Annotated in this window: 9 protein-coding genes and 1 pseudogene; all 10 read right to left on the minus strand. The window is 67.7% G+C overall.

The window, feature by feature from the left end:
* Nucleotides 1-66 precede the first annotated feature (66 nt).
* Nucleotides 67-1,860 (minus strand): amino acid ABC transporter permease/ATP-binding protein, encoded by a 1,794-nt coding sequence (locus tag JMF86_RS20340; protein ID WP_011547668.1) that lies wholly within the window; start codon nt 1,858-1,860, stop codon nt 67-69.
* Between the two features lie 65 nt (nt 1,861-1,925).
* Nucleotides 1,926-3,278, minus strand: coding sequence for an LLM class flavin-dependent oxidoreductase (locus JMF86_RS20345; protein ID WP_011694743.1), 1,353 nt, complete (start codon nt 3,276-3,278; stop codon nt 1,926-1,928).
* 10 nt (nt 3,279-3,288) lie between these two features.
* Nucleotides 3,289-4,338: an LLM class flavin-dependent oxidoreductase gene (locus JMF86_RS20350; RefSeq protein ID WP_011694742.1), complete on the minus strand. Its 1,050-nt coding sequence runs from the start codon at nt 4,336-4,338 to the stop codon at nt 3,289-3,291.
* A gap of 53 nt (nt 4,339-4,391) precedes the next feature.
* Nucleotides 4,392-5,345 (minus strand): ABC transporter substrate-binding protein, encoded by a 954-nt coding sequence (locus JMF86_RS20355; RefSeq protein WP_011694741.1) that lies wholly within the window; start codon nt 5,343-5,345, stop codon nt 4,392-4,394.
* A gap of 74 nt (nt 5,346-5,419) precedes the next feature.
* On the minus strand, nt 5,420-5,980 hold the full coding sequence (locus JMF86_RS20360; RefSeq protein ID WP_041489392.1) for a GNAT family N-acetyltransferase: 561 nt from the start codon (nt 5,978-5,980) through the stop codon (nt 5,420-5,422).
* Between the two features lie 458 nt (nt 5,981-6,438).
* Nucleotides 6,439-7,362: a recombination-associated protein RdgC gene (locus JMF86_RS20365; protein WP_011547673.1), complete on the minus strand. Its 924-nt coding sequence runs from the start codon at nt 7,360-7,362 to the stop codon at nt 6,439-6,441.
* Between the two features lie 368 nt (nt 7,363-7,730).
* Nucleotides 7,731-8,765: a succinylglutamate desuccinylase/aspartoacylase family protein gene (locus JMF86_RS20370; protein ID WP_006479001.1), complete on the minus strand. Its 1,035-nt coding sequence runs from the start codon at nt 8,763-8,765 to the stop codon at nt 7,731-7,733.
* Between the two features lie 242 nt (nt 8,766-9,007).
* The gene (locus JMF86_RS20375; RefSeq protein WP_011547674.1) at nt 9,008-9,283 is read right to left on the minus strand and encodes a hypothetical protein; all 276 of its coding nucleotides are present in this window, start codon (nt 9,281-9,283) and stop codon (nt 9,008-9,010) included.
* 258 nt (nt 9,284-9,541) lie between these two features.
* Nucleotides 9,542-11,092 carry a sensor domain-containing diguanylate cyclase gene (locus JMF86_RS20380; RefSeq protein WP_011694740.1) on the minus strand — a complete coding sequence of 517 codons (1,551 nt, stop codon included), beginning with the start codon at nt 11,090-11,092 and terminating at the stop codon, nt 9,542-9,544.
* 2 nt (nt 11,093-11,094) lie between these two features.
* Nucleotides 11,095-11,577 (minus strand): annotated as a pseudogene (locus JMF86_RS20385) (RNA-guided endonuclease InsQ/TnpB family protein); the annotation flags it as partial.
* Between the last annotated feature and the right edge of the window lie 190 nt (nt 11,578-11,767).

Consider the following 11,767-nt stretch of genomic DNA (forward strand, 5'->3'; position numbering starts at 1 on the left):
GCGGCCGTGATGAACTGGCGTCGATCGGTCATCGTGCGGTACCTCGCAGGTGGGAAGCGGCGCGCATCACAGCACCCGCGACAGGAACGCGCGGGTGCGCGAATGCGACGGCGCGTCGAGCACGACGGCGGGCGGCCCGGCCTCGACGATGCGCCCGCGTTCCATGAACAGCACGTTGTCCGCCACTTCGCGTGCGAAGCCGATTTCGTGCGTGACGATCACGAGCGTCGTGCCCGAGCGCGCGAGTTCCTTGATCACGTCGAGCACTTCGTTGACGAGTTCCGGATCGAGCGCCGACGTCGGCTCGTCGAACAGCAGCACCTTCGGACGCAACGCGAGCGCCCGCGCGATCGCGACGCGTTGCTGCTGGCCGCCGGACAACTGGCGCGGGTACGCATCGGCTTTATCCGCGAGGCCGACCCGCGCGAGCAGCGTGCGCGCGGTGTGCTCGGCCGCATCGCACGTCACGCCGGCGACGGCGATCGGCGCTTCGATCAGGTTCTCGAGCACCGTCAGGTGCGGGAACAGGTTGAAGTTCTGGAACACCATGCCGACGGCCGTGCGCCGCTTCAGCACGTCGCGTTCGCTCAGTTCGTGCAGCACGTCGCCGTCGCGGCGATAGCCGATCAGTTCGCCGTCGATGTCGATGAAACCGTCGTCGACGCGTTCGAGATGGTTGATCGTGCGCAGCAGCGTCGACTTGCCGGAGCCGGACGGGCCGACGATCACGGTCACGCTGCCGCGCGGCGCGACGAACGACACGTTGTCGAGCACGCGCTGCATGCCGAACTGCTTCGACACGCCATGCACGGCCACTTCGCCGCCGGTACGCGACACGGCGGCCGCGGTATCGGTGCGCGTGTCGTCTGCGGCCTGCGCATTCGACGCCGCACGGCGTGACGCGACACGCCGCCACAGCCCGCCGAGGCGCGCAAGCGCGAACGTGACCACCGACGGCGGCGGATTGCGCAGCGCGCCGCGTGCATAGTGCCGCTCGACCTGCACCTGGATCGCGGACAGCACGGTCAGGATGATCAGGTACCAGACGGTCGCGACCATCAGCAGCGGAATCACTTCGAGGTTGCGGCGATAGATCACCTGCACCGTGTAGAACAGTTCGGGCATCGCGAGCACGTACACCATCGACGTGCCTTTCGCGAGCGAGATCAGGTCGTTGAATGCGGTCGGCAGGATCGCGCGCATCGCCTGCGGCAGCACGATCCGCGACGTCTGGCGGCCGCGCGGCAGCCCGAGCGCGGCGGCGGCTTCGAGCTGCCCTTGGTCGACCGCGAGAATGCCGCCGCGGATTACCTCCGCGGAAAACGCCGCGTGGTTCAGCGTGAGGCCGAGCACGGCCGCGAGGAACGGGCTGATCAGGTCGGTGGTCGGCGTGTCGAACCACACGATGTCGGTGAACGGCACGCCGAGCCGCACGTGCTCGTACAGGTAGCCGAGGTTGTTCAGGATCAGCAGCAGCACGATCAGCGGAATCGAGCGGAACAGCCACACGAAGGTCCATGCGCTGGCGGATAGCAGGCGCGAGCGCGACAACCGGGCCAGCGCGACGAACGCGCCGAGCACGAAGCCGAACACCGCGCCGAGCAGCGTCAGCACCAGCGTGCGCGCGAGCCCCGATAGCACCGGCGGCGACAGGAACCATTCGGCGAACACCGGCCAGCCCCACTGCGGGTTGCCGAGGAGCGAATACAGCGTGATCGCTATCAGCACGAGCGCGAGCACGGTGCCGGCCGTGCGCGACCGGTGGCGCGCGGGCACGATCCGCAAACGCGTGCCGGCCTCGCGTGCGTCGGGGGAAGAGAGCGGCGGCAGCGCGCCGCCGAGGTGGGTCGTGTCGCTCATGTCGTTGGAATCCTCGAATCGATCGATCGGCGGGCGCGCCGCCGTGCATGGGCGGCGCGGCGGCGTCAGGCGTGCGCTTCGGCGGCCGTTTCCTGGGCGGCACCGGGCGTCGCGTAGCGGCTCGCCTTGCGCGGCAGACCGAGGTGGTCGCGCAGCGTGGCGCCGGGCAGGTCGCGGCTGTAGCGGCCGCGCGCCTCGAGCACCGGAATCACGAGTTCGATGAAATCGTCGACGCCCTGCGCCTGGACCGGAAAACCGAGGATGAAGCCGTCGCCGGCGCCTGCGTCGTGCCAGCGGATCAGTTCGTCGGCGACGTGTTCGGCCGTGCCGATGAAGTTCGGCCGCGGCGTCGCGACCGCGAGCGCGGTTTCGCGCAGCGACAGGCCCTTGCGTTTCGCATCGGCCTTGATGCGGTCGGTGGTCGAGCGGAAGCTGTTGCGGCCGAGCTCGCCGAGTTCCGGGAACGGCGCATCGAGCGCGTACTGCGTGAAATCGTGGTGATCGAAATAGCGGCCGAGGTACGCGAGCGCCTCGTCGATCGTCAGCAGGTCGCGGATCGCCTGGTATTTGTCTTCCGCTTCGGCGGCCGTGCGACCGACGATCGGCCCGACGCCCGGGAAGATCTTCACGTCGCCGGCCTGCCGCCCGTGTTCGATCGCGCTCTGTTTCACGCGCTGCGTGAACGCGGCCGTTTCCTCGATCGACGGCGAATGCGTGAACACGGCGTCCGCGTATTTGCCCGCGAGGCCGATGCCGGTGTCGGACGAGCCGGCCTGGAAGATCACCGGCTGCCCCTGCGGCGAGCGCTGGATGTTCAGCGGGCCAGCGACCTGGAAAAAGCGGCCCTGGTGATCGAGCGTATGCAGCTTGTCGCGATCGAAGAAGCGGCCGGTCGCGCGGTCGCGCACGAATGCATCGTCGTCCCAGCTGTCCCACAGGCCCTGCACGACCTCGAGGTATTCGTCGGCGATCTCGTAGCGCAGTTCGTGGTCCGGGTGCGTCTTGCCGAAATTCTTCGCGGTGCCTTCGAGCGGCGTCGTCACGACGTTCCAGCCCGCGCGCCCGCCGCTGATCGCGTCGAGCGACGCGAGCTGGCGCGCGACCGTGAACGGCTCGCTGTACGACGTCGAGATCGTGCCCGCGAGCCCGATCTTCTTCGTCGCGACCGCGAGCGCCGACAGCACGGTCAGCGGCTCGAAGCGGTTCAGGAAGTGCGGGATCGACTTCTCGTTGATGTAGAGGCCGTCCGCGACGAACGCGAACGTGATGCCGGCGGCTTCCGCCTTGCGCGCGACGCCGATCATGAAGTCGAGGTTGATGCTGGCGTCGGGCGGGTTGCTCGAATGCCGCCACGCGTTCATGTGGCTGCCTGCGCCTTGCAGCATCAGGCCGAAGGGAATCGATCGTCGGGTCGTCATGATGGGAATGTCACGTGTTCTGGTCAGGGGAGAGGGAGCGATCGGCCGCGAGGGCCGTCTGCAACGGCGTGGTGGACAGCGCGCCGCCGAGCCATTCGGCAGACGCGAGCCGCGCCGCGTAGTCGGATACCGGCGAATCGATCACGAACGCATCGACGTCGAGCCGCCGGCTCAGCGCGTCGAGCGCGCGGTGCACGCCTTCGGGCGTATCGGCCAGTACCGTCGGGCGCAACTCGTCGATCCGGTAGTCGGATGCACCGCTTTGCCGCGCGAATTCCGCGGCCGCCTGCGCGCTGCCGAGATTGAAGCTCTGGCCGCCCGCGAACTGCAGCTTGAAGATCTTCAGCGGCCCGATCAGTTGTTCGGCCTCGTCGCGCGTCGGCGCGGCGACCGCGTACAGCGCGACGAGCGGTTTCTCGCCGCCCGCGCCGCGGTAGGCGTCGAGCGAGCGTTCGAGATTCGCATCGTCGCCGTTGAAATGGCCCGCGTAGCAGAAGCGCCAGCCGTGGCGCGCGGCGAGCGCGCCGCTGTCCGGCGAGCCGCCGAGCAGGATGCGTTCAGGCAACTGCGGCGGCACCGGCATCGCGACCGCGCCGGCGAGCGGATGATCTTCGGCCACGCCCCAGCCGAGAAACGCGTCGAGCTCCGCGAGCTGCCCCGCGAAATCGGGCTTGCGCGCCTTGTCGTGGAACCACTGCAGCGCACGCGTGGTCAGCGGCAGCCCGCCCGGCGCCTTGCCGATGCCGAGATCGACGCGGCCCGGCGCGAGCGCGGCCAGCAGCTTGAAGGTTTCCGCGACCTTGAACGGGCTGTAGTGCTGCAGCATCACGCCGCCCGAGCCGATGCGGATGCGTGACGTGTGCGCGAGCAGGTGCGCGACGACGACCTCCGGCGCCGAACTCGCGAAGCCCGGCGTGCCGTGATGCTCGGCGACCCAGAAGCGCGCGTAGCCGAGCTGTTCGGCGCGTCGCGCGAGCGTCGTGGTGAAGCGCAGTGCGTCGGCGGCGTTCGCGCCGTCGGCGATCGGACTCTTGTCCAGCAACGAGAGCGAATAAGACATGGTGAGCGGCGTTCCTGCGTGAGCGTGGATGGACGGTCTGGCGCGCGCGGCGCTCAGCTTTTCGGCAGCCCGGGCGGATTCGTGCGCGACTGGTCGATCGCTTCGGACGCGAGGTTCCAGCGGTCGAGCACCTGCTGGTAGCGGCCGCTCTTGATCAGGTCGTTCAGCGCGACGGTCAGCGGCTCGGCGAGGCCGCTGCCGCGGCGCGTGGCGATCGCGATGTCGGCCGTGCGCGGCCAGCCGCCGCTGATCGCGCCGACGAGCCGCGTCTTGCCTTGCTGCGCGCTTTGATACGCGAGCACCGAATTCACGCTGAACACCGCGTCCGCCCGGCCCGACTGCACGGCGACGATGCGCATCGCCTGGTCGTCGTAATACTGGATCTGCACCGGTTTCAGCCCGTGCGCGACGTTCTCGCGGTCCCACGCGAGCAGGATCTTTTCCTGGTTGGTGCCGGCGTCGGTCACGATGCGCAGCCCCGCGACGTCCTTCGGCTCGCGGATCGCCTGGATCTTGCTGTCGTTGCGCACGTAGAAGCCGACCTGGTCCTTGCGGTAGGTCGAGAAATCGAACTTCTGCTTGCGCTCCTCGGTGACGGTCACGTTCGAGATCACCGCGTCGACTTTCCCCGATTCGAGCGCCAGCGGCCAGTCGGCCCACGCGAGCGCGATGATCTTCAGCTTGCGGCCGAGACTGTCGGACACGAGCTGGCCGACGTCGGCATCGAAGCCGATCACCGTGCGCGCGTCGGTCGCATACGAGCTGATCGGCGGCAGGCTCGGCGCGATGCCGATCGTCAGCGTGCCGGGCTCGGCGAACTTGAACGACGCGGGCACCGCGCGCTCGACCGCCGCATCGGCCGCGCCACGTGGGCGGCCGCGCTGCTCGGGACTCAGGTCGAACGTCGCGGCGGTCGCGGCCATCGCGGCCGCGATGGCGCTCAGGCCGATCAGTGCGGTGGCCAGCGTGCGCACGGCACGGGAAGAAAGCGGTACGGCTCGATGCATGAAAACGTCCTGTCGTGGCAGCGTGGAATCGTTGAAAGCGGGAAGGGCGAGATGAAAGGCGGGATGTCGCGCGCTCAGCGCGGCAGCACCGGTTCGGGCACGGGCGCCCACAGGTCGGCCAGCGTCGACGTGCGCGACGGATCGACGAGATCCTTGCCGAAACGCAGGTGGAAATACGCTTCCGGGTCGATCGACGAATCGAACAGCCGCGTATAGCCGGTGCGGTCGTATAGCGCCCACGCTTCGGGCTGGCGAAAGCCGGTGGTCAGGTAGAGGCGGCGGTAGCCCTGTTGCACGGCGCGCAGTTCGAGCGCTTCGACGATGAGTCGCGCGAGGCCCTGGCGGCGCAGGTCGGCGCGCGTCCAGATGCGTTTCAGTTCGGCGGTCTGCGCGTCGTAGCGCTTGAACGCGCCGCCGCCGATCGTCTCGCCGTCGCGCAGCAGCAGCACGAACGCGCCTTCGGGCGGCGCGAACAGTTCGGCCGGATAGCGCGCGAGTTCGTCGCGGGCCGACGCGCGGCTGTCGGGGCGGTACGCGTTGTAACGGGTCGAATACTCGTCGATCAGCGCGTCGATCAGCGGCTGCGCGCGGACGTCGAGCGGCGTCGTGTCGATGATGCGGTCGTTCGTGGCCATGGGCATCGCGAATGGCGCGCGATGCGGACGTTCCTGGCGGGGTGCGGGCACGCGGCCCGTCCGGTCTGTTCCGTTATCGCGACGCAGTTGTCGTGATGGCGGCGGCTGTCGTGCTTCGTGCGATGCATCCGGCGCGCCGCCGCCGTTTTGAACACGTTAGCGGCGCGGCCGGCAAAGGCGAACGAAGCAATTTCGATAAGGATTTCGCGGAAGGTGGAAGAAGGCTTGCAGGGGGAGTGGGGTGGGGCGAACGGGCGTGGCGGGAGCCGTGCCCGTTTGATGGATGTACGGCCTGGACGACCGGCGGGATGGTGTCGTTTCGTGGCCGACGGGTGATGCCGATTCGGCGCTGGCTCGTCACGCTTGTGCGCGCCAGGCCGGGGCCCGCCGCCATGGTGGCGACGGGTTCTCCTCGATTCGTCGCGTCAGCGCGGGGCGCTGATCGACGACGACAGCGTTCAGGCCGCTGCCGCCTGCTGAATCGCGTCCTGCTGATCGCCACCCAGGATATCGACGAGACTGGTCAGCATCCGTGCCAGTTCACCCGTCATCAGCGTGAAATCCGAGTCGAAGCGTTCATCATCGTTCTGCGCGGTGGGGTCCGCCGCTTCCTTGATCACGTCAAGCGGCGTGACGCGCTTGATCGTCAGCGATGGCGTCAGCACGAACGAGATCCGGTCATTCCACGTCATCGCGAGGCGCATGCATTGCTTGCCGGCTTCGATGTGCCGGCGCATGTCGTTCGCTTCCAGCGCGTGGCCGACGTATCGCACCGTGGCGCCGCCTTCGCCGCTCGAGCGCAACTCGGCGTCCTGATCGACGGTGAAGCCGCCCGGCGCCTCGCCGGACAGCAGCCAGTCCGTCATCGCGGCGACCGGCGAACGCGCGACATGAACGCCCGCGAGCGGCAACGGGTCGATCGATTTGACGAGCAGGCTGCGGACGTCGTCGGCAAGCGCCTGGGCCGCCGCATCGATGACGAGCCAGCCATTCGCCGTGTCGATCCATACGCGGGTATCGCGGCGAATGCTGAACGCGCGCGGCAGCAGTTCGTCGGTCACCTGCTCCTTGAGTTCGCGCAGTTGTTTCCGGCCGACCTTGAAGCCCTGCTGCTCCTCGACTTCGAGCGCGCGTGCCTTGGTGACCTGATTGACGACCGACGCCGGGAGCAGTTTCTTTTCGGCACGAAACAGCAGCAGCATCTGCCGGTTGTTCGAATACACGAGCGCGCCGTCGTCACGCGGCGACGCCCATCCGGCGCGCTGCATCTCGACGCTGCTGCCCGGCTGGAACGCGTGAGGCGCCAGCCATTTTTCCATCTGGTCGGGGGTGACGGCCCAGGGTGCGGGAAGACGGTGAAGCTGGAGATTCTTGAACCACATAGGCGTACGGGCAAAGCGCGTCATTCTATATGACGGGGGCGGTCAGTGGCCGGAAGGGCCCCCGGTTAGCCGCTGAGGCCCCGGGTTCGTACCTGGAAACGGTCATTGGACGGGGGCCAGCTAGCTCAAAGACCGGTGCGCCCGTCGGCACGATCAACCGATTCAGAGGCTATGCGCGTTGCTCCATGCCTTTCAACTTCCGCCAGAATTCGCTGGCCTACCGTGCCGCCAAAGCGCAGAACAGTAGAAGAACCTTGAATACGTAACCGGCGTTGCGCAGGGGAATGAGTCGCCGGTGTCGTCCGACTGACGGTCAGCGTGTCCGCACTGGCGGCGTACGATGGTCGTGAGCGCGTCAGTCGGGTGCCTCACTCGATGACACGTGGCGGCGTCGACAACTCCGCCAGCTGAAACAGACAATCCCCGCGCCGTACCTGCGCGGGCACCCGCTTGCACACCACCTCGCCATCGCCGTTGAACCGGTGCAGCACCGGTTCGCGCAACGGCGTATCGGGGAAATGCACCCACGCGGCCGGCTGCCCGGCCTTCACCTGATCGCCGAGTTCGACGAGCGGTTCATACAGCCCGCGCTCGTACGCATAGACGAAATGGCGATCGCCGTCGACGCGCATGAAACGCGGGACGGTCGGCGGCGCGTCGGGCACGAGCGCGCCGTGCAGCAGCCCGATGTAGCCGAGGTAATGCAGCAGCCCTTGGCGGCCGAGCCGGATCAGCGACGGATCGGCCATGCCGGCGCCGCCGAGCTCGGTGACGATCGAGATCGCGCCTTGCCGGCGCGCGGCCGACGCCGAATGCACGGGATTCGGTGCGTGCAGCAGCGCGTTGTGCAAGCCGAACGCGACCAGCAGCCCGTTGAGCTTCGCGGCTTCTTCGGCGTCGAGCGGATCGATCGCGAGCATGTTGCCGCCCTGGTACAGCAGCGAGCTGCCGCCCGAATGCAGGTCGACCAGGTACTGCGCGCGCGACAGCAGCACATGCTCGATGTAGTGGGCGATCATCTGCGTCGGCGTGCCGGTCGGGTCGCCGGGAAAGCTGCGGTTCAGGTTGCCTTCGTCGAGCGGCGACACGCGCAGGCCCGCATCCGCCGCCGGGAAATTCGCCATCGGCAACAGGATCAATTGCCCGCTGACCATGTCGGGTTCGATTTCGCGCATCAGTTGCGACACGATGATCTGGCCTTCGTACTCGTCGCCGTGGTTGCCGGCCATCACGAGCGCGACCGGGCCGTCGCCGTTGCGGATCGACACGATCGGGATCGGCAGCCAGCCGTAGGCCGAGCGGTGCACGGAGTGCGGCAGGCGCAGGTAGCCCGCGTGCTTGCCTTGCGCGTCGAGATCGATTTCGCAGTGGATGGGATTGCGGGGAGAGGAAGAGGCGGTCATGGCGGTATCGTTCGATGAACGGAATCTGCCATCTTATAGGGGAAACCGGCACCGCGCGGCAGGCGGGATCAACGGGGCTGCGCGTGACTGCGGACGGGCGCACTGCCGTGCGTTGCAGGGCCGATACGCGAGCCCGCGCGATGTTGCAGCGATGAAGCCATGCCGGCGTGCCGGCCGGCTGCATTCACGCGCCGGCTTTCGCGCCAGCCCGTGTCGGGACAGGGCCGGCGCGCATGACGCGCTTATCGGCCGGATGTTTCAGCTTCGAGACGTCCTTCTTCCCACAGCGCCCAGAACCGGCTGCCGGCGCGATACGGATTCGCACGCCGCGCGGCGTGATCGGCGACGCCCTGGCGAAACGCGCCGTACAGCGTGAGCGGCGGATTGTCGATGCATGCGGCTTCGTACGCGGCCGGCATCCGGCGGTCGGACACGAGCCGGCGGATCAGCGAGGCGCCGTCGATCACGGCCTGTTCGTCGATGATTTCGGTTCGTGCGAGGACGTCGACGGTATTCATGTTGGGCTCCCTGAAACGTTCTTTCCCCATCAAGGAGCAATAAGAGTGCCAACCGCGAAATGCCGCACTCGGCCTCGATCGTGCGGGCTTCTGCAGTCATCTTTCGGCATGCCGGACGGCGATGTTACGGAACACGTCACGTGACACGCGAACGCACGGCACCACGTGCGAACCGGCAAAGTGTTTCGGAATTGAATCGCGGGAGGGTGCGGCGGGTACGGCAAGGACGAACGCGCGGCGGAGTGCCGCGTCGCCGGTTCAACTGGCGGCGGCCGGCGCCATGCGGCGGCTGCCGCTCGAGTAGAAGCAGTAGATGCCCTTGCCGGCCGACTTCGCGTCGTACAGCGCGCTGTCGGCCTGCCGGATCAGCTCGTCGGGCGAGCCGTGCCCGTCGTCGAGCGCGATGCCGATGCTGATACCGATGCAGACGGTCTCGCCGATCGACAGCGCGTACGGCGCCGAAATCTGCCGGATGATCCGCGCGGCGAGGATCGAGCACGCTTGCATCGTCGTGTCGTCGATCGCGACGATGAATTCGTCGCCGCCGATGCGCGCGGCGAGCTCGCCCGGCGGCAGCGTCTTGCCGAGCCGCTCGGCGACTTGCGTGAGCACTTCGTCGCCGGCCTGGTGGCCGAAGCGGTCGTTGATCGACTTGAAACCGTCGAGGTCGAGATACATGACGGCGAATGCCGGGCTCGGCAGCCGCGGCCGGCGCGCGAGCATTCGCTTGAGCTCGGCGTGCAGTTCGTGGCGATTCGGCAGCCCCGTCAGCGCGTCGTGTCGCGCGAGGTGCCGGATGTGCTGTTCAGTCTGACGGCGTGTGGTGACGTCCTCGACGATGATCACCGCGTTGCCGTCCGGCACGCGGTGGCGCGTCAGTTCGAGCTGGCGGCCGTCGGCGAGCGCGATGTCGAGCGGCCCGGGTTCGTGGCGGCTCAGCCAGCTGTCGCACTGCGCGGCGAGGCCGGCGCCGCCGGGATCGATCACGGCATCGGTGCCGAGCGCGGCGACCACGGCGGGCAACGGCGTATCGAGCATGATCTCGCGCGGCGAGCCGAACAGTTGCGCGGTCCGACGGTTCGCGACGATCACGCGGCTGTCGCCGTCGATCATGCACAGGCCGTGCGGCATGTAGGTGAGGGCGGCGTCGAAGCGGGCGACGAGTTCGGCGTTGCGCTGGCGCGCGGCGATCAGCGCGACGAGCACGCGGTAGTGGCGCTGGACGACCGTGCGCATTGCCGCGAGATAGATCGCGAGCGGCGGCACCAGCAGCCAGGCACCCGGCCGAGGGGCCAGCAGCGCACCGACGCCGATCGGCAGCACGCCGAGCACGACCTGCGTCATCGCGAGCCGCGGCAGCGCCGAATTGCGCGACGCGATCCCGCCGAACACGCCGCCTGCGACCATCACGGACAGCGTGCCGAGTTCGACGTCGGTGGCCTGCACGCAGCCCATCACGCCGAGGCCGAGCACGAAGCAGGCAACGAGCGACACCGGCGCATAGCGCTTCGCCCAGTATTCGGCGCGATCGTCGCCGGCGTTGCGCCGTACCGTGTAGGCCCGTGCGATCGACAGGCGCGCAATGAGCAGGCCGACGTCGACGACGAGCCACGCGAGGCACCACAGCTGCTGCAGCCGGATCAGCGCGACGGCCGCGACGAAGCCGCTCGCGAGCCCGGACAGCGCCATCGGGCGCACGTCCTCGAACAGCGTCACGAGCATCGACGGACGCAGCGCGGCCGTCACGCGGTGGTTGCCGGAGGGGGGAGTGGCGAGAACGGAGTTCAGGAGAGCCGCCCTGACTGCCATGATTATTGACCTCGACACGATGTCTCGATGGCTGGCGGCGCCCGCACGGCACGTGGCGGAAGCCCGGCCGAGCCGGATGCGCACGACATTACCTTGACGTCCTCCTCTCCCCAAAGGGAGAGAATTCCCACACCTGGCGATGCACGTCCGCATCGGAGAATGTTCAGCGCAGCGTTGATATCACGATCATGCTCGACACCACAGTCACTGCAGGCCCATTCTCTTACTCGCAGTCCTGCGATACCTTTCGGCCGCGTCGTGCTGTCTCTCGACCCGCACGACGAACAGGACTGGGTCGAACCGCTTTCGTCGACTTCCTCGAACGTGGCTCCGTGCGCGATCGCTTTGTAGCGGAGCTTGTTTCGGAAGGACGACCAGGACGCGTCGTAGACGCTTTTCGCCATCCTGGTTCTGGCAAGTTTGACGGCAGATACGTTGCCAACCGCGATGTAATCGAAACGCCGCACCAGATCGAGCGCGAGCTTCTGCGTGTCGTTGCAGAAGTTCCAGACGTAGTTCACCGCACGGCTCTGCTTGTTGAGCAGTCCGTTGAGCGATTTCACCCGGTAGCGGTAGACAAGAATCATGCACGTAATCCTAACCCGGGGAAGAAGCTGCCTGTCAACAGCACGCCTTTCCTCCCCGTTCTGAAGGACGGCGTTTCTCGGAGCAACT

The sequence above is a fragment of the Burkholderia sp. E168m15 genome, from assembly GCF_016586105.1.
GTDB classification, from domain to species: domain Bacteria; phylum Pseudomonadota; class Gammaproteobacteria; order Burkholderiales; family Burkholderiaceae; genus Burkholderia; species Burkholderia orbicola.